This window comes from Flavobacterium sp. 28YEA47A (assembly GCF_041262125.1).
In the GTDB taxonomy this organism is placed as follows: domain Bacteria; phylum Bacteroidota; class Bacteroidia; order Flavobacteriales; family Flavobacteriaceae; genus Flavobacterium.
Window position 1 is genome coordinate 195,456 of sequence record NZ_JBGCCI010000001.1, and the last position, 19,509, is coordinate 214,964.

Consider the following 19,509-nt stretch of genomic DNA (forward strand, 5'->3'; position numbering starts at 1 on the left):
GGCTTTATTTTTTGAATAGTATGCGGATAATTTTGTTTTTACCGGCAGCAATTGCTGTGTGATTATCAATAAAACGAATCGTATACAAGTCTTTGTCTTTAGAAAACTGTTTCCAGGTAGCTCCATTATCTGAAGAATACTGCAATCCTGAATAGCCTACTGTCACTAGCTGCTTTCCTCCCGATTCAGGGACAAATTGCACACAGGAAGCATAGCCAAAACCTGTATTTTCACCTATTAATGTCCAGGTTTTACCGCCATTGATTGTCAATGCTTTGTTTTTTGAATTCAGTTCCGGCTTTTCATAATTTCCTCCCACTATGAATCCAATATTCTCATCATAGAAGTCGGCAGAAAATATACCTGTCATGACTTCACCCTGAATAATTGGAGTTGTCGCAACTTCCCATGAATTTCCTTTATCTGAACTATAAAAAATCCGTGCTTTTTTTCCTCCTGAAACAATCCATGCCATATTATTTTTTACGATAAGATTTGTATTGCTGGCTGCAAAAGCAGCTTCTCCTTCGGCTATTTTTGGAAGTTTATCACATGGTATTTTCTGCCATGTATTTCCTGAATCTTTAGTAATAATTATAGAAAAACAGTCGCCAATAGGATCGCCAACTGCTATGCCTTCCTTATCATTCCAAAATTGCATCGAGTCAAAAAATGCCTTTTCGTGATCGTCTTTATAGACCAGCTTTGTATCAGAACCATCTTTTGCTACCTTATAAAGTAATCCGGGAGTACCAACGCTCATCACAAAAATAGCGTTGCTATTTTTTGCAATGCTTCTGAATTCAGGATGGATACTGTCTCTGAAAATCGCTTTTTGAAATTTTTCTTTTGAGGCTAAATTATAATATCCGTATTTTCCCTGATCAGCGGCATACCATATCTTATCATTGTCAATCAGAATTGCCCTTATACTAAAATTATCCTGCCAAAGTGTATCAATCATAACACCTGAAAAATAATTGCTTTTTTCTGGTGTTATTATTTCATGCTTGCATTGGGCAAATACAAGGGGCAATAAAAAAATACGTAGTATTTTTCTCATAGTTGTTTTTGGTTAGAGGTACAAAGAAACAAAAGAACTCATAAGAATCTCAAAATCGCCGCTGACAACCAGCAAAAAGCATAAAAATTCGTTGAAATGCATTTATTATCTAAAACGCAAGATTACCTTAAATCCACATAATCAAAACATTAAAAAAACATTTTCTCATAAAAGAAAAACATTCGATAAACATATTGCAGGATATAAAGAATAAAAAAACTATTAACACAATTATACTCTTTATATTTTAAAAAAACTACAAATCTTTGTTTTTATTTTTAATTGTTCTAAATAAATCTTGTCTGCTTATTTTTTGAGAATTACTTTTGCATCAAATTTTTAAACTCAAACAAATCTCACTTACAATGAATAAGTTTATAATGACACTCTCCATTGTTCTCTTTAGCGCCATTGCATTTGCACAGAACGGAACTTTAAATGGTAGAGTTGTCTCAACAGACAATACACCACTTGAATCAGTAACAGTTACGGTAAATGGCACAAGATTCGGAACACAAACCGGTTCTGATGGTAAATTTGAAATACAAAATATAAAGCCGGGTGATTATACCTTAAAAATTGCTTTTGTAGGTTATACTTCTAAAGAAGTAGCTTTTATTATTTCAGAAAATGTAACAACAACTTTGGAAAACATTCTATTGAGTAGCAAAAATGAAACATTGGCTGAAGTCGTAATTACTGGCAACATCAACAGATATACTAAAGCAGAAAGTAATTATGTTTCAAAAATGCCAATCAAAAACCTTGAAAACTCTCAGGTTTACAGTGTTGTTACCAAAGAATTAATGAAAGACCAGTTAGTAGTCAATCAGGATGAAGCCTTAAAAAATATTCCGGGTTTATATCAATTATGGGCTTCAACAGGTCGTGTTGGCGATGGTGGTTCTTACTTTTCATCCCGTGGATTTATTACGCAAAGCCTGTTAAGAAACGGTATTGCCGGAAAAATCACAAATAACGTTGATGCTTCAAACCTGGAAAGAGTGGAAAGTATTAAAGGTCCATCTGCAACTCTTTTTGGCAGCTTGCTTACTTCTTATGGAGGTTTAATCAATCGTGTGACAAAAAAACCTTACGATAATTTTGGTGGGGAAATTTCATATCAGGCAGGAAGTTTTGGATTAAACCGCTTAACTGTAGATGTCAATACGCCAATTAATGATGACCATACGGCTTTATTACGAGTAAATGCAGCTTATAATAACGCTAATACTTTTCAGGATTATGGACATACAAGAAGCTACTTTTTTGCGCCATCATTCTCGTATCAGGTAAATGAAAAACTTTCAATTTCTATCGATGCAGAGCTATCGAATGTTGATGCTTCTTCTATGCCGCTGATTTACATCCCTTTTGACAAAACGCCAAACAGTCTGGGACTTCATAGTGCCAGTGATATCAAAATGAACTGGAAAAGATCATTTGTAGGCGACGAATTTATGATGAATACAAAAACAGCTAATATTTTTGCACAGGCAAACTACCAGATGTCTGACAACTGGAAATCACAGACTGTTTTTAGTACCAGTTCTAACCAATCTGTTGGGCCGCAAACCTGGTTTTACTTATTGGGAAATAATGAAATGTCAAGAAACGTATGGAATATAGACGGAAGAGACAACATCATCGAATTCCAACAAAACTTCAATGGAGAATTTGACCTTTTCGGAATGAAACACAGATTCTTGCTAGGCGGTGATATCTATCGTTTAGAAAGTAAAGTCGGTTATGGATACTTGCCTACTTTCTTCTATTTTGATACGGTAAACTATGCAGGTGCTAACGACAATTATTATAATTTCACGCCTCAAGCCGCAGAAGCATTATTTGCACAGGGAACACATTATAAGACGCATAATTCATTGACAACTTACAGTGCTTACATTTCTGACGTTATTAATGTAACCGACAGGCTTATTCTTTCAGCAGCATTGCGTTTTGACCACTATAACAACGATGGAAATTTTGATCCGGCTGCTAATACAACTTCTGGTGCTTTTTCCCAAAATGCATTATCTCCAAAATTCGGAGCGGTATATCAGGTCATAAAAGATCAGGTTTCTGTTTTTGGAAATTACCAGAACAGTTTTAAAAATATTGGTTACCAATTGGCAGACGTTAATGGAACACCGCAATTGAAAGCTTTTGACCCGGAACAGGCCAATCAGTTTGAAGCCGGAGTAAAAATCAATACGTTCCAGAACAAACTAAGTGCAACTTTCAGCTATTATAATATTGAAGTTAAAGATATCCTTAGAGCCGGACAATTAGCCAATACCAGCGTACAGGACGGAAATCAGACCAGTAAAGGTTTTGAGGCTGAAGTAACAGCCAATCCAATTCCCGGGCTAAACTTTATCATTGGCTATGCATTCAACAATAGCAAAATCAACAATGCTTCAGCCGATGTAAATGGACTTAGACCAGAAACAGCAGGTCCAGAAAACATGATTAACTATTGGATTAGTTATAGCTTACAAACTACAAAATTGAAAGGATTAGGTTTTGGTTTTGGTGGTAATTATGCCGATAAGACATTTATTTACAACCGAAACCCAACCGGTTCAGGAAATAATGCCGATGTCCAGACTTTCTCTTTGCCATCATATGCGGTTATCAATGCGGCATTGTATTATGACCAACCAAAATACAGGCTTTCCCTAAAAGTAAATAACCTGACAGACGAATTGTATTTTAACGGTTATACCACAATCAACGTACAGGCTCCAAGAACTTTCATGGGAAGCGTATCGTATAAATTTTAAATGAGTTTTAAAAAAAATATAAGATTCTTACACAAATGGCTCGGACTAACCTCCGGGCTTATTGTGTTTATAGTGAGTATCACCGGTTCAATTTTCTGCTTCCATGACGAGATCAAAGATCTTACGAGAGCGTACCGGAAAGTAAACATCGAAAACAAGTCTTATATTTTAGCTTCAGAATTACAATTCAAGGCCAAAGAATTATTTCCGAAAGCAACAGCAGATATGGTTGTTTTTAATGGAAAAGACAGGCCGGCCATTGTTTATTCAACAATCGATGGCAAACCTTATAATCTATATTTTAATCCCTATTCCGGAGCTTTTTTAAAGCAGGAAAACATCGAAGATGATTTTTTTGCCATCATTGAAGACCTGCATATGCATCTTTGGTTGCCTCCTGAAATCGGAAAGCAAGTCGTTGGGATTTCAACGATCATCTTTATCGCAATGCTTATTTCCGGAATCATTTTATGGTGGCCTAAAAAACGTAAGGATTTAAAAAACAGGATCAAAATCAAATGGAACGCTAAATGGCGGCGTGTGAATTATGATTGGCACAACGTAACCGGATTTTATATTTCGCTGTTTGTGCTGATTATTGCCCTAACAGGACTGACTTTTTCTTATGAATGGATGCACAAGACAATGTATTTTGTTGGAAATCTTGGACAGGAATATCCTAAAGACAATTTTACGCCGGTAATCGATTCTACATTGGTGCCTACATCAAAAGCGAATCCTATGGATATTGCGCTTTCACAGGCCTTTAAAACCAAACCTAACGATGAAATGTTTTTTGTTTGGTATCAGGGTGAAAAAGATGCAATCGTAACCGGTTCTTATCCTGATGCTCTGGATTTTGACCATCAGTCCAATTTATATTTCCATCCTAAAACCGGACAGCTCCTAAATTCTGACTTATACGAGAATAAAAGCCCGGGAATGCAACTTCAGGAAATGAATTACGGATTGCACACTGGACAGTTTTTTGGCCTGACCGGAAAGATAATTGCTTTTGTATTGAGTTTGTTAGCAGCAGCCTTGCCAGTTACAGGATTTATCATTTTCTGGGGAAGAAGAAATAAAAAATCAAAAAAATAGTTCCCTTGGCAAAAAAGAAAAGCAAATACGGGTTTAAGCATTGGATAGGAAAAATACATCTTTGGCTCGGTATGGCCTCAGGTTTAGTTGTCTTATTGCTTTCTGTAACGGGCTGTATTTATGTTTTTAGTGTTGAGATCACAGAAGCGCTTCGCAAGGACGCCATGTATGTTCCAAAAGTTGAATCTACTACTATTCCTATTTCAAAACTTTGGGACGATACTCAGGAAAAAATCGGAAATGATATTAAAATTTCAAGCGTAAAGGTTTCTAACAATCTGGAAAAAGCATGGATTTTTGGCTGTTATAAAGGAAACGAAAATGCAATTACTTATTTTGGGGCGATCGATTATTATAAATCCATTTATGTAAATCCTTATTCCGGAGAAATCGTAGCCGTTTATGATGAAGAAATGGACTTTTTCAATATTGTGAAATACATCCATTGGAGTCTTTTACTGGAAATAGGCCTCGGGCAGCAAATTGTTGGCTGGTCGACATTTATTTTCGTCATCATGCTTATTACCGGAATTATTTTATGGTGGCCAAAAAACAAAGCCGCACGCAAACAGCGTTTTCGATTCCAATGGAAAGAGACGACAAATTGGAAAAGAAAAAACTATGACATCCATAACATTTTCGGATTCTATATAGCCACAATTGCATTAATCATCGCTTTTACCGGAATGGTTTGGGCATTTTCCTGGTTTCAGGCGGGTGTTTATGCAGTAGGTTCCGGTACTACTGAACGACCTGAAGTTATAGCAAAAGAAGCCGATAAAAACCTTCCGAAAATTTCTGATGTGATGGAAACTGCCTTAGAGAAAACAAAATTGGCTTATCCTGATGCCGATGCTTTCAGTTTAAGAAAACCAACCGATTCTTTAGCAACCGTGGATATTTATGTGCAGCAAAACGAAAACACTTATTATGTTTCACACGAAATGCGTTTTGCACAAAAAACAGGAGAAATTCTCTTGAACAGAAACCATTCAGAAAAAAATTTCGGAGAAAAATTAATTACGGCTAATTATGACCTGCATGTTGGGGCAATCCTCGGAATTCCCGGCAAAATAATCGCTTTCATAGCAAGCCTTATCTGCGGAATGCTTCCTGTAACGGGATTCTTAATCTGGTATGGTCGCAAATTCAAGAAAAAAGCAACTCGAGCTAGTTAACATGATTTACAAATAAATCTGTTGATACTATAATGCCACAGATTAACACAGATTAAAATGATTCATGTCGAAAAATCAGTGGAAATCTTTGTAATCTGCGGCAAAAAATTAAAATTATTCTCTAGTATTTTATGCTAATTAGCTTTAGCCTTAGCCTTACTGTCAAACATATAAATCCATAATAATCTGGAATACCTGAAATTAATCGTACAAAGCAGGAATGCTGCAGCAACGATAAACAAAAGACTGTGTACCAAACTCGTTACAAACAATCTTGAAATAAAAAATGTAGCTACCATTTCTGCAACAGCCAACGCATAGCTCACATACATCGCTCCAAAGAAATAACCAGGTTCTTTTACAAACTTATGGCCACACTCTGAACATTCAGGATGCATTTCGGGCATCTGGAACAAAAACGGATTACCGTTTGTTTTAAACACTTTACCTTTTCCACAATTGGGACATTTATTCTGAATTACATTTTTTAAGAATGACATAACTCTATTGTTTTATTAGGACAAAGTTCCGAAAGGAATCAGCATCTTACAATAGGTTAATTACGCTAATATTTGTACTATTCGGACATTATATGAGTTTTATTTGTATCTTTATGATATGGAAATGATCAGCGTTTTAGACATCAGCCAATTACAGCTAGGCAAAGGCCAAAAGGATTTTTATGTCAATAAGATTCCGCCACATATTTTAGAGAACCACAGCAAGATTACAAGGCCACACAAACACAATTCTTACCTGACCATACTATTTACAAAAGGCTCAGGAAGACATGAAATCGATTTTAATTCCTACGAAATCAAACCTGGAAGCCTGTTCCTTCTTGCTCCCGGCAAAACGCACCATTGGGAACTTTCTGAAGATATTGACGGCTATATTTTTTCACATACTGCTAATTTTTACGATTTGCACTATTCTCACAACAGAATGCACCAGTTCCCGTTTTTCTATTCCATCCAGAATACGCCTCATATAGCTTTAGACAAGAAGCAGAAAGAAGAAACAGAATTTTTATTCCAAAAGCTTTTGATGGAATACCAAAGTGATAAACCTTTTCAGCAGCAGCTTATTTTAAGCTATATAGATATTATTTACATCGAGCTATCGCGATTATATTTAACAGAAAACGCTCCAAAAACCATAACATCAGGCACTTATTCTGAAAAATTTCAACAATTTGAAGATCTCATTGAAAAAAATTATATCACAGAAAAATCACCTTCGCAATATGCAGATTGGATGAACGTCAGTCCAAAACACTTAAATCGAATTACAAAAAATACAATTGGAAAAACAGCTTCTGAGGTTATCACGGATAGGATTATCCTTGAAGCAAAAAGAAGATTTTTACATACTAAAAATAATTTTTCGGCCATTGCGGAATCCTTAGGGTATGATGATTATGCCTACTTCTCAAAATTATTTAAGAAGAATTCAGGCCTTACTCCTACTGGGTTTTTAAAACTATACTAGTCTTAATAAAAAACTTGGCACGGATATTGGATATTAGCATGTAAAGAAAAATATTATCAGTCAAGAACACTTAAAATAAGTAGAAATCATGAAAGCAAAATTTATAACATCTGCCCTATTCGCATTTTTATTTGCGACACAAATCCAGGCACAAGACAGGACGACAGTCACAGCCAATAGCCGTGATATTAGCGACAACCTTGATCTTAGAGCCGTAGCTTCCATCTTTGGAGATTCTAAGGATTTGGCAGATTTTGAAAGAAGGTTGAACGACCCAAAAGCGCAGATTTCAAATCTTGACCTGAATGGTGACAATAAAGTAGATTATCTGCGAGTTATCGAAACTGTAGAAAACAATATCCACGTGATAATTATCCAATCTGTTTTAGATCGTGATGTTTATCAAGATGTCGCAACCATTGAAGTTGAGAGAGATAACAACAATAATGTACAAGTTCAGGTAGTAGGTGACGTTTATATGTATGGAACAAACTATATCTATGAGCCGGTATATGTCACAAGACCTATAATTTTTAATGTATTTTGGACAAATCATTACAGACCTTACTATTCTCCGTGGTATTGGAGTTATTATCCAACCTATTACCATACCTGGAATCCTTATCCGATTTACAGATATCAGAGAAATGTTCATACCCATATAAATGTACATAACAACTATTATTATGTAAACTCAGGAAGAAATCCAAGAGCTGCATCAATATACAACAATGGCCGACGTTCTGACGGATATGAAAGACTGTATCCTAACAGATCATTTGCCCAAAGAAACAACAATGTGAGCAACCGTTATGAATTGGTTCAATCAAGAAGCGGATCAACCAGAAATGCTGACGTGACGGGTACACGTAATTCAAACGGAACACGTAATTCAAACGGAACACGTAATGCGGCAGGAACACGTGATATGACAACAGGGACACGAAATTCTGCAACAATAAACAAAGGTAATTCTACCCAGACAAGAACAAATGAAACCAGAACGAATGAAGTTAGAAATGCAGATCGTAATCTGAATTCATCAACGAGAAATACAACACGTTCTGAAGCTACAACAGTTCCTGTTAATTCAACAAGAACTACAGGTACTCGTGTTGAAACTCCTACCAGAGTAGAAAACACCCGAACTACGCCAACAAGAAGTTATGAAACGCCTACCAGAACAATTACACCTAGTAGAACTGAATCACCAACCCGAAACAGTGCTCCTTCTAATACAAATATAAGCCGAGGCAATTCAGCTCCAAGACAAAGTGCTCCACAACAGTCAAGAAGCAATGATGGAGGCGGATCACGAGGAAATTCAAGCTCAAGAGGCGGAGGTTCCAGAGGTTAAAATAAAATAGATTTTTTTTAAAGGCGGTCAAAAAATGATCGCCTTTTTCATTGTACCTTTGTACGTTGGCAACAAGCAAAAAATGTGATACCTTTGCCCCTCAATTACATAAAATGAGATTACACAGAAATTTAGTTTATACGACCATTGATTCCCTCCATGCTATTTTCAATGAAGGAGAATATGCAGATAAGGTTGTTGCAAGAGCCTTAAAGAAAGACAAACGTTGGGGAAGCAGTGACAGGAAATTTGTAGCGGAAACTATCTACGATATTGTTCGTTGGAAAAGGTTATACATGGAAATTGCAGAAGTAAAAGAACCTTTTGACAGAGATGACCTTTGGAGAGTTTTTGCTGTTTGGGCAGTTTTAAGAGGTTACCCTATTCCAGATTGGAGACAGCTGGAAGGAACTCCTGAAAGAAAAATAAAAGGCCGCTTTGATGAGCTTTCCAAAATTAGAAAATACAAAGAGTCTATACCGGATTGGATGGACGAATTAGGTATAAAAGAACTTGGTGAAGAACTTTGGTCTAAAGAAATTATAGCCCAAAACCAACCTGCAAAAGTCATTTTAAGAGTGAATACTCTAAAAATCACCAAAGAAAAGCTTCGTGCAATTTTGATGGATCAGGATATCGAAACCGAGTTTTTAAAAGATCAACCTGATGCTTTGGTACTAAAAGAAAGAGCCAATGTATTTTTGACCGATGCTTTTAAAGAAGGTTTTTTTGAAGTTCAGGATGCCAGTTCTCAATTAGTAGCTCCTTTTCTGGATGTAAAACCAGGAATGAGAGTTGTGGATACCTGTGCGGGCGCTGGAGGAAAAACGCTCCACCTGGCTTCTTTGATGGAAAACAAAGGTCAGTTAATTGCCATGGATTTGTACGAAAGTAAGCTAAAGCAATTAAAACTAAGGGCTAAAAGAAACAGTGCTTTCAATATCGAATATAGAATTATTGATACCACTAAAGTTATTAAAAAATTACATGAAAAAGCGGATAGAGTCTTAATTGATGCTCCATGTAGCGGTTTGGGCGTATTAAAAAGAAATCCGGATGCCAAATGGAAATTACAACCTGAATTTATAGACAATATTCGAAAAGTACAGGCTGAAGTTTTAGAGAATTATTCCAAGATAGTAAAGCCTGGAGGAAAATTGGTATATGCTACCTGTTCTATCCTTCCTTCTGAAAATCAGGAGCAAGTTAAACGTTTCTTAACAACGGATACCGGGAAAAACTTTACCTTTGTTAAAGATGTGAAGATCCTGGCCTCAGAATCAGGGTTTGACGGATTTTATATGGCGTTGTTTGAACGAAAAGAAAAAAAAGAATCATAAAATGAAAAAAAGCTACTCCTTCCTATTACTGCTTGTAGCGACAATAGGATTTGCCCAAGCTCCGGCCGGCTATTATAATACTGCAACTGGTACAGGATATACCTTAAAAACCCAGCTTTACAATATTATCAAAAACCATAATGACCGAGGTTATGCCGGTCTTTATACTACGTATCAGACATCTGATAAAAAAGCGAATGGTAAGGTTTGGGATATGTACTCCAACTGCGACTTTACTTTTGGTACAGTAGCGGATGGCGGAAACCAAGACAACGGAACAAATGCAACAACAGAATGTATTTTCTTTAACCGTGAGCATACCGTTCCTCAAAGTTATTTCGGTAATGGAACTGTACCCATGTATTCAGATGCGCACTTTGTATTACCTACAGACAAAGTAGTCAACGCCCGAAGAGATGATTATCCTTTTGGAGTTGTACAAAATGCTACATATACTTCACAAAACGGTTCTAAACTAGGAAACAATCTTAACTCGGGATATTCAGCAGGATATACCTCTACTGTTTTTGAACCTATTGATGAATATAAAGGCGATTTCGCAAGGCTTCTATTTTACTTTGCAACGCGTTATGAAACACAATTGGCAGGTTTTTACACTTCATCTTCATCTACCGCAAAAGCAATGTTCGATGGCTCAAGTGACAGAACATTCTCTCCTACTTTCTTAAATATTTTGCTTACATGGAACCAACAAGATCCTGTAAGTGCCAAAGAAATAGCGAGAAACAATGCTATTTATGCACGTCAAAACAACAGAAACCCATATATTGACAATAATGCTTATGTAACAATGATTTGGGGCGCACCGCTTTCAGTACCTGTATATGAATCGCTTGCAGCTGTTACTGTATATCCAAATCCATCCAGCAATCACAAAATCAATATCGATACAGAATTGCAATTGGATGAAATACAGCTAATCAATATCAACGGTCAAATCATGCAGCAAATCAAGAATCCGTCATCACAAGGTAAGACCTATACTATAGAAAATCTTCCTTCTGGTTTCTATTTCTTAAAACTGACTTCTGACAGCCAATCGGCTACAAAAAAAGTAATAGTAAACTAACGTTACATTTACATATAATTCTTACAAAAAATGCCTGATTTTTAAAAATCAGGCATTTTTTGTTGATTTAATACGTTAAATTTTAAAATTCTATAGGGGAAACCAATTACATTTGCCATCCCTTAATTATAATTTAATGAAGAAATTTTACACTCTGGCAATGGTGTTCACTGCATCTTTTGCCTTTGCTCAAGCCGGTGCGCCTGCTCCTTACTACAATGGATTTGACTTTAGTCAAACAGGAATGGCTTTAAAAACGGCTCTTGCGCAAAAAATTACATCGACACACACCAGAAACTTAAGTTATGATGGTGCAGAACAAGCTATCAAAATTATCGATCTTGACCCGGCCGATGCCACAAACACGAATGTCCTGCTTTTGTATGGCTTCAGTAATTCAATCTGTCCATCGTCTCAGGCTGACGATAACGACCACAGACGCAGAAGTAAAAACAGTGATGGTGGTGGCGCTACTTGCGAATGGAACAGAGAGCATACGTATGCAAAATCGTTGGGAACTCCGGACTTAGGAACTTCAGGGCCTGGTGCAGATGCACATCACCTGAGAGCTGCCGATGTACAAAGAAATGGCGACAGAGGAAGTGAAAAATTCACAGCCGGTTCTGGAAATTCACGCGATATTACTTCATCAACATGGTATCCTGGTGATGAATGGAAAGGCGATGTTGCCCGTATGATGATGTACATGTATCTCCGATATGGCAATAGATGCCTTCCAAAAAATGTTGGCGTAGGAACTCCTGTAGCATCAGATGCTAACATGATTGATTTATTTCTTCAATGGAATGCAGAAGATCCTGTATCACAATACGAAGACAATAGAAATACTTATTTAGGTAATGCCAGCAATGCTTACGGACAAGGAAATAGAAATCCTTTTATCGATAACCCATATCTGGCAACAATAATCTGGGGAGGCCCTGTAGCAGAAAACCGTTGGCCATCGCTTTCAACGCATGAATTCAATCCGCTTTCTGCCGTTTCAGTTTATCCAAACCCGGCAAGCAATCATAAAATCAATATTGATTCAGATATTGTTTTGGATGAAATTCAATTGATTAATATCAATGGGCAGATTGTTCAGGAAATCAAAAATCCTGCTTCACAAAACAATACATACACATTGGAGAATCTTCCTTCAGGATTTTATTTCTTGAAATTGGCTTCTCAAAATCAGATGGCTACCAAAAAAGTAATCGTGAACTAACTTTTACCAATAGTAACATAAGAAAGCCTTTCTGAAAACCAGAAAGGCTTTTTTTTATATATTTATTAAAAAAAACAATGGAAGATAATTACTTAGAAATAAACAGGGAAACTTGGAATAAAAAGACAGAAGTCCACATAGGCTCAGAATTTTATGACCAGAAAGGTTTTTTAGAAGGAAACAATACGCTAAAACAGATTGAATTGGATTTGTTTGGTGATGTCAGAAACAAGAAAATCCTTCATTTGCAATGCCATTTCGGACAAGATACAATGTCGTTGTCCAGACTTGGAGCAAAAGCTACTGGAGTCGATTTGTCTGATAAAGCAATCGATAAGGCAAGGGAAATAGCACACCAATTAAACTTAGACACACTTTTTATTAATTGTGACGTATACAGCTTGCCAGAACATCTCAGCGAAGAATTTGATATTGTGTTTACGAGTTACGGAACTATTGGCTGGTTACCGGATTTAGATAAATGGGCTAAGGTCATCCAACGGTTTTTAAAACCTGGTGGCAAATTTATTATGGTAGATTTTCATCCGGTTGTCTGGATGTTTGATGATAATTTTGAAGGGATAGGCTATAATTATTTCAAGGAAGATCCAATAGTAGAAATTGTAAATGGCACCTATGCTGATAAGGAGGCTCCAATTTCATCAAAAACAATCAGTTGGAACCACGCCACCAGTGAAACCCTTAACAGCCTTATCACAAACGGCTTAGAACTGAATTCTTTTGGAGAATATGACTATTCTCCTTATGATTGTTTCAGCATGACAGAAGAGTTTGAACCCGGTAAATACCGTATCAAACATTTAGGAAATAAAATTCCGATGGTATATAGTATTGTCGCAACAAAAAAATAAGGACATAAAAAAACTCCAATTTAGCAATTGGAGTTTTTTTTATTTTTATTCTGATTAGTCATTCATCGAAATCAGGAATTCTTCATTATTTCTTGTCTTTTTGAAACGGTCATTGATAAAGTCCATCGCTTCAACAGGGTTCATATCAGCCAAATATTTTCTCATAATCCACATTCTCTGTATAGTTCCTTCGTCTAAAAGCAAGTCGTCTCTTCTGGTACTTGACGAAGTAAGGTCGATAGCCGGAAATATACGTTTGTTGGCAATCTTTCTGTCCAACTGTAATTCCATGTTTCCGGTTCCTTTGAATTCTTCAAAAATAACTTCGTCCATTTTAGAACCTGTTTCTGTCAAGGCAGTTGCAATAATACTCAGCGATCCACCATTCTCTATATTTCTTGCTGCTCCAAAGAAACGTTTCGGTTTTTGTAATGCATTCGCATCCACACCACCGCTCAATACTTTTCCTGAAGCCGGCTGAACAGTATTGTAAGCTCTTGCCAGACGGGTAATTGAATCCAAAAGGATCACTACATCATGACCGCATTCTACCAATCTTTTTGCTTTTTCCAAAACAATATTGGCAACTTTTACGTGTCTGTCTGCAGGCTCATCAAAGGTTGAAGCAATTACTTCTCCCCTAACACTTCGCTGCATATCGGTTACCTCTTCAGGTCTTTCGTCAATTAATAATACAATAAGATATACTTCCGGGTGGTTTGCAGCAATGGTATTGGCAATGTCTTTTAAAAGCATTGTCTTACCTGTTTTTGGCTGCGCCACGATCATTCCTCTCTGTCCTTTTCCTATAGGAGAAAACAAATCGATAATTCGTGTAGAAATAGAACTTTGTTTTCCTGCCAGATTAAATTTTTCATCCGGGAAAAGTGGTGTCAAATGCTCAAAAGAAACTCGGTCTCTTACAACCTGCGGATCATGTCCGTTGATTTTCAACACTCTTACTAAAGGAAAATATTTCTCACCTTCTTTTGGCGGACGTACAACACCTTTTACGGTATCACCTGTTTTTAATCCGAAAAGTCGTATTTGAGAAGTAGAAAGATAAATATCGTCAGGAGATGCCAAATAGTTGTAATCTGATGAACGCAGGAATCCGTAACCGTCCGGCATCATTTCTAAAACACCTTCACTTTCAATTATGCCGTCAAATTCAAAATCAGCATCTCTGAAATTAGTCTTTTTGTTGTTCTTGAAATTAGGATTAGCGTTGGGATTGGAATTCTGGTTCTGATTCTGATTTGGATTTTGGTTAGGATTTTGATTTCCATTACCATTTGAATTTTGATTTCCGTTTGGATTTTGATTTCCGTTTGGATTTTGTTTTTGGTTAGGATTCTGCTTTTGATTCTGCTGCGGTTGTTGCCTTGCAGTTTTTTCCTGACCTTTTTGAGAAGGAGCCGATTGATTTTCAACAGGCTGCTGAGTTACTTCATTTGCTTCTTTTTCAGTTATTTCTTCTTTAGCAGCTTGAGGTTTCTCAAAATTATTTTTATTAAATCGGGGCTGTTTTTTGTCTTTTTGTGCTGGAGCTGCAATAGCATCCGGGCTTTTTGTTTCTGCCGTTTTTGCAGCGATTGCTGGCTTTGCAACAGGTCTCTTTTTTTCTTGTATTGGCTGTTCTTTTACGGCAGCCGGTTCAGGTTCAGAAAAAAGAGTATTTGTATTTTCTATAGCAGCTTTAGGTTTCTTTTCAGGGATTATTCTCGCTCTCTTTGGTTTAGCTTCTGTTTCAGCCGCTGGAGCCGGAATAACTTCAGGATTTGCTGCCTGATAATCTAATATTTGATATATCAGGGCTTCTTTTTTTACTCCGTTAATCTTTATTTTTTTTGTTGCTTTAGCAATATCCTGAAGCTCAGACAGCTTCATTTCTTTTAATACAGAAATATCAAACATGCATGTTTTGAATTAATTGTTTGGAATCTTTGAAAGAGTAGTTGTGATTCTATTTTTTTTGAAAATGGATAACCCGCTAAATGAAGTGCTTACGGATTTCTTATGCAATAATACGAATAAATTTTAATCACGCAATAGTATTTATGAAAAAGAAAATATATTTTTGTGGAACAAATCAATGAATAATGATTCAGAGAATACAGACTATCTATCTTGTGATTGCCTTTATTATTATGGGGAATCTGCCATTTGTTTTCCCTTTGGAAACCTCTTCTACCGGTGTAAAGACATTTGCGGCAGATCATCTGGTAGATATAAGTCTGTTTACATTGAGCGCTTTGCTTTCCCTGATTACTATTTTTTTGTTTAAGAATAGAAAACTGCAATTTGTCTTGTGCAGATTGAACATCATATTGAATTTAATTTTATTAGGATTATTTGTATATCATTCGCTAAGCTTATCCGGAGAGGTGGCGACCTCAAAGAAGGGTATTGGGATGTTTCTACCTATTTTTTCTATCGTTTTTTTAGTGCTTGCAAACAAAGCCATAAAAAAGGATGAAGATCTCGTAAAATCAGTGGATCGATTGAGATAAACCTATAAACTTAGTTTTATTTAGTGCGTAAGAAAGCCCGAACCTTGTTCGGGCTTTTTTTGTATTTCATCGATTTTTACAGCATTTTGTAAGGTAAATTAATTTGCTATGGGATTACTTCAAAAAAAAGGTTAAATTTGGTTAAGCCAATTACCCCATAAATGGACACAAAAATTAGAATATATCTCGCTGACGATCACCAAGTTCTCATTGACGGCATGCTCTCAATGTTGAAGACTAATCCTAAATTTGAGGTTGCCGGATACTCACTAAATGGCGAAAATCTGATTGAAGATGTACAAATGAGCAAGGCAGATGTCCTTGTAATGGATATCAATATGCCCAAAAAAGACGGTATTGAAGTGCTTCGTGAGTTCGCTACAAAAGGTTTTTGCTGCAAAGTAATCATCCTTTCCAGTTATGATGATGTAAAAATCATAAAAGAAGTGCTAAAATTGGGAGCAAATGGTTATCTTAGCAAACAAAGTGCAGGAGAAAATATCATTGAAGCCATAAATGCAGTCGCAAATGGTGAAGAATATTTTTCGCAATCCATACGGGATCGGATTTTTGAGTCTTTTTCCAAAATACCACAACAAAGCTACATTAATGAAGCCATGCCACTTTCCTCAATCACAGAGAGAGAGCTGGAAGTACTGAAACTTATCACTATGGAATATAGCGGTACTCAAATTGGCGAAGAACTCAATATCAGTACTAATACTGTAGAAACCCACCGCAAGAACCTGATCAAAAAGCTTAATGTAAAAACAACCATCGGATTGGTAAAATACGCCTTGAAACATAACTTAATTAATTAATCTATAAATCAGAAACTATGTCATTATTCTTAAAAAACTATGGTATTGGAAAAGAGGACGAAACTTTTAAAGTAGCTTTTCAAATTCCAGACAATTGCGAGTACACCACCTTTGTAGATCCTTATGAAGTTAACATTATTGCCGTTAATTTAAAACCGTATGAGAAAAGCCCTTCAACAGATTTTGTAGAATACTACGAATATTTTTCTTGTATAGACAACATCCTAAATGTAGATTTTGAACTTCCTGACGGAAACAGCGGCGGCGGTGGAATTGGTGATGGCGATCCAGTAACAAAAAAACCAAGATTGAGAATAGATGATCTTAAAATGTCCTAATTTTCAATCGTCATTTTGGACAATACTACTATTCATTTTATTTTCCGGATTTGCAACTGCTCAAGATAAAACCAAAGATTCTTTATCCTACTATATAGACAATAAAGACTACTTGAAAGGTTTGAAATATTCAAGAGAGAAGTCTAAATTTTATCTGGAAAACAAGGATTATAAAAAGTATTGCGATGTCAGCCTCAAAAAGGCTGACATCTATTTTATGCTTAATGATAATCCGAAATCTTTTGAGACCTTATTCAAGGCTCTGAAAATTGCAGAAAACCATCATATAGTTGAGTCGCGAATAAAAATCATGGAGGATATTGGTCATCGTTATGCTTCTATTAGGGACTTCAAAAAAGCAAAAAAATACTATGAAATATCTTTAAATTTAAGAAAAAAGAATAATCTTTTAAGTGATGATTTATTCGTTTATCAAAGGCTCTATAAAGCTCTTTTTTATTTAAATTCAGACAGTGTTACATTTTACATGAGTAAAATAATGAGAAGTGCGAAAAAGTCAGGAGACTTTTCCAGACTTTCATCGAGTTATAATAATTACTATACATATTATTCAAATAAGAAAAATTATGTGTTGGCAAAAAAATATCTTGATAGTTGTGCTTACTATGCAGAAAAAAGTAAAAACACAGAACGTATTGTAACAAGCTTAAGCAATCTTGGCTATCATTCTCTTACGGTTGAAAAAAATTATAAGAAAGGGATCAAACAATATTTGAAAATATTGGAAATAAACCCAAGCGATACTGTTTCACAAAATGTTAGCGATACCTATCTCAACCTCTCTTACGGTTATGAAATGATGGGGAATTATAAAAGCGCTATCAATTACATGAACAAATATTTTCATGTCAACGAAACAATTTATGAAGATAATATCAAACGAGCCATCTCAGATATAGAGACAAAATACAAGATTGAAAAAATCGAGAATGAGAATAAAGAACAGCAGCGATTGATGGAGGAAAAGCAAAAAAACAACCAAAAAATAATCCTGATTTTTATTGCGCTTTTTGCTTTTAGTACCATCTTATTTTATTTCTTCTACCAAAACTTAAGACTGAAACAGAAAAACAAGTTTATCGATCTGGACAGGCAAATCAAGCAGAACATTATCAACGCCACTATTGACGGCCAGGAAATTGAACGAAAAAACATCGCTACTATATTGCATGACAGCATCAGTGCCCTTTTATCGTCGGCGGGACTTCATCTTTCTGCTTATGCCGCAAATAATCCTACAGAAAATTCCGAAGAGATTCAAAAGACCAGGGCTATACTAAAAGAAGCACATGATAACGTAAGGGATTTATCACATGAATTGATTCCGCCCCTATTGGCCAAGTTTGGACTATTTCATGCCTTACAGGATTTGTGTGAGAAGAATTCAAACTCCATCCTTCAATTTGAATATTCCAGTTATGTTCCACAAGGAAGACGCTATAATGAAGAATTTGAAATGCGTGTGTATTTTATTACTGCCGAACTTTTCAATAATATCATAAAGCACAGCAAGGCTTCCAAAGCCTATATTACACTAGAGGAAAACAACAACCAACTTTTGCTTACTATTGAAGACGACGGTAAAGGTTTTGATACCAGCAAGGAATTGTTGAGTGACGGCTTTGGACTTACACAGATAAAGTCAAGGATCAAACACTTAAAAGGTTCTATTACTATTAATTCAAAAATCAACGCCGGAACCCTGATTTACATCAAGCTTCAGATCCCTAAATAGTTTACTAAGACTTCTTCCCTATTTCAATTACTTCCAAATCCTTAATCTTATCGCCTTCAATAACAAAACGAAGCATTGTTCTTATCTGGTGAAAACCAGAAATACCACAGGCTCCGGGATTCATGTGGAGCAGGTTCAGTTTTTTGTCAAACATTACTTTTAGAATATGCGAGTGTCCGGTTATAAAAAGCTTTGGAGGATTTAAAGCAATTCCATTTTTTACAGCCGGACTGTATTTTCCCGGATAGCCTCCAATATGAGTAATCCAGACATCTACGCCTTCACACATAAAGCGGTTATTAAGCGGGAATTCCATTCTTGCCTTATCACCATCGATATTCCCAAAAACAGCCCTCAATGGCTTATGTTTTTTTAAAGTATCTGTTACAATCAGGTCGCCTATATCACCAGCATGCCATACTTCGTCTGCCTGATCGACATATTTTAAAATAGTATCATCGATATGGCCGTGGGTATCGGAAAGCAAAAGAATTTTTTTCATCAATTATTCATATTAGGCGGATAAAATTACAAAGTTTCTCGGGTCTTAAATCTAAAAAGTGAAACTCTTTTGG

At 36.1% G+C, this 19,509-nt stretch carries 17 protein-coding genes; 13 read left to right on the forward strand and 4 right to left on the reverse strand.

Translation table 11 applies throughout. The features are described from left to right. Window positions 1–4: 4 nt before the first annotated feature. Window positions 5–1,063 (reverse strand): WD40/YVTN/BNR-like repeat-containing protein, encoded by a 1,059-nt coding sequence (locus ABH942_RS00915; RefSeq protein WP_370029049.1) that lies wholly within the window; start codon window positions 1,061–1,063, stop codon window positions 5–7. Between the two features lie 365 nt (window positions 1,064–1,428). Here ABH942_RS00915 and ABH942_RS00920 point away from each other — a divergent pair, with 365 nt between their 5' ends. From ABH942_RS00920 to ABH942_RS00930, 3 genes are read left to right on the forward strand one after another with little or no spacing between them, the layout of a single operon-like run. Next, window positions 1,429–3,849, forward strand: a complete 2,421-nt coding sequence (locus ABH942_RS00920) for a TonB-dependent siderophore receptor (RefSeq protein WP_370029050.1) — start codon at window positions 1,429–1,431, stop codon at window positions 3,847–3,849. Further along, on the forward strand, window positions 3,850–4,950 hold the full coding sequence (locus ABH942_RS00925; protein ID WP_370029051.1) for a PepSY-associated TM helix domain-containing protein: 1,101 nt from the start codon (window positions 3,850–3,852) through the stop codon (window positions 4,948–4,950). A 5-nt stretch (window positions 4,951–4,955) separates the two neighbouring features. Further along, complete coding sequence (locus tag ABH942_RS00930) at window positions 4,956–6,128, forward strand: PepSY-associated TM helix domain-containing protein (RefSeq protein ID WP_370029053.1); 1,173 nt, start codon at window positions 4,956–4,958, stop codon at window positions 6,126–6,128. A 134-nt stretch (window positions 6,129–6,262) separates the two neighbouring features. On the opposite strand, the gene ABH942_RS00935 is transcribed toward ABH942_RS00930, so the two are convergent. Further along, the gene (locus tag ABH942_RS00935; protein ID WP_370029055.1) at window positions 6,263–6,628 is read right to left on the reverse strand and encodes a DUF983 domain-containing protein; all 366 of its coding nucleotides are present in this window, start codon (window positions 6,626–6,628) and stop codon (window positions 6,263–6,265) included. A 118-nt stretch (window positions 6,629–6,746) separates the two neighbouring features. Between ABH942_RS00935 and ABH942_RS00940 the strand changes: the two genes are divergently transcribed. The 6 genes from ABH942_RS00940 (at window position 6,747) to ABH942_RS00965 (ending at window position 13,506) form a co-directional block, all read left to right on the forward strand. Next, entirely contained in the window at window positions 6,747–7,619 is an 873-nt protein-coding gene (locus tag ABH942_RS00940) for a helix-turn-helix domain-containing protein (protein WP_370029057.1), read from the forward strand. A gap of 88 nt (window positions 7,620–7,707) precedes the next feature. Then, window positions 7,708–8,976 (forward strand): hypothetical protein, encoded by a 1,269-nt coding sequence (locus ABH942_RS00945; RefSeq protein ID WP_370029059.1) that lies wholly within the window; start codon window positions 7,708–7,710, stop codon window positions 8,974–8,976. A 113-nt stretch (window positions 8,977–9,089) separates the two neighbouring features. Continuing rightward, complete coding sequence (locus ABH942_RS00950) at window positions 9,090–10,316, forward strand: RsmB/NOP family class I SAM-dependent RNA methyltransferase (RefSeq protein ID WP_370029061.1); 1,227 nt, start codon at window positions 9,090–9,092, stop codon at window positions 10,314–10,316. 1 nt (window position 10,317) lies between these two features. Next, entirely contained in the window at window positions 10,318–11,406 is a 1,089-nt protein-coding gene (locus tag ABH942_RS00955) for an endonuclease (RefSeq protein WP_370029063.1), read from the forward strand. Between the two features lie 136 nt (window positions 11,407–11,542). Then, window positions 11,543–12,634 (forward strand): endonuclease, encoded by a 1,092-nt coding sequence (locus tag ABH942_RS00960; protein WP_370029065.1) that lies wholly within the window; start codon window positions 11,543–11,545, stop codon window positions 12,632–12,634. 77 nt (window positions 12,635–12,711) lie between these two features. Then, the gene (locus tag ABH942_RS00965; RefSeq protein ID WP_370029067.1) at window positions 12,712–13,506 is read left to right on the forward strand and encodes a class I SAM-dependent methyltransferase; all 795 of its coding nucleotides are present in this window, start codon (window positions 12,712–12,714) and stop codon (window positions 13,504–13,506) included. Window positions 13,507–13,560: 54 nt separating this feature from the next. Here the strand turns inward: ABH942_RS00965 and rho are convergent, their stop codons facing one another. Next, the gene (rho, locus tag ABH942_RS00970; protein WP_370029069.1) at window positions 13,561–15,423 is read right to left on the reverse strand and encodes a transcription termination factor Rho; all 1,863 of its coding nucleotides are present in this window, start codon (window positions 15,421–15,423) and stop codon (window positions 13,561–13,563) included. Window positions 15,424–15,608: 185 nt separating this feature from the next. Between rho and ABH942_RS00975 the strand changes: the two genes are divergently transcribed. The 4 genes from ABH942_RS00975 (at window position 15,609) to ABH942_RS00990 (ending at window position 18,934) form a co-directional block, all read left to right on the forward strand. Beyond that, on the forward strand, window positions 15,609–16,019 hold the full coding sequence (locus ABH942_RS00975) for a DUF4293 domain-containing protein (protein ID WP_370029071.1): 411 nt from the start codon (window positions 15,609–15,611) through the stop codon (window positions 16,017–16,019). Window positions 16,020–16,180: 161 nt separating this feature from the next. Then, window positions 16,181–16,840, forward strand: coding sequence for a response regulator (locus tag ABH942_RS00980; protein WP_370029073.1), 660 nt, complete (start codon window positions 16,181–16,183; stop codon window positions 16,838–16,840). A 17-nt stretch (window positions 16,841–16,857) separates the two neighbouring features. After that, window positions 16,858–17,178: a hypothetical protein gene (locus tag ABH942_RS00985; RefSeq protein ID WP_370029075.1), complete on the forward strand. Its 321-nt coding sequence runs from the start codon at window positions 16,858–16,860 to the stop codon at window positions 17,176–17,178. After that, window positions 17,159–18,934: an ATP-binding protein gene (locus tag ABH942_RS00990; RefSeq protein ID WP_370029076.1), complete on the forward strand. Its 1,776-nt coding sequence runs from the start codon at window positions 17,159–17,161 to the stop codon at window positions 18,932–18,934. Before ABH942_RS00985 ends, ABH942_RS00990 begins: the two co-directional genes overlap by 20 nt. A 4-nt stretch (window positions 18,935–18,938) precedes the next feature. On the opposite strand, the gene ABH942_RS00995 is transcribed toward ABH942_RS00990, so the two are convergent. Then, entirely contained in the window at window positions 18,939–19,436 is a 498-nt protein-coding gene (locus ABH942_RS00995) for a metallophosphoesterase (RefSeq protein ID WP_370029078.1), read from the reverse strand. Window positions 19,437–19,509: the final 73 nt, after the last annotated feature.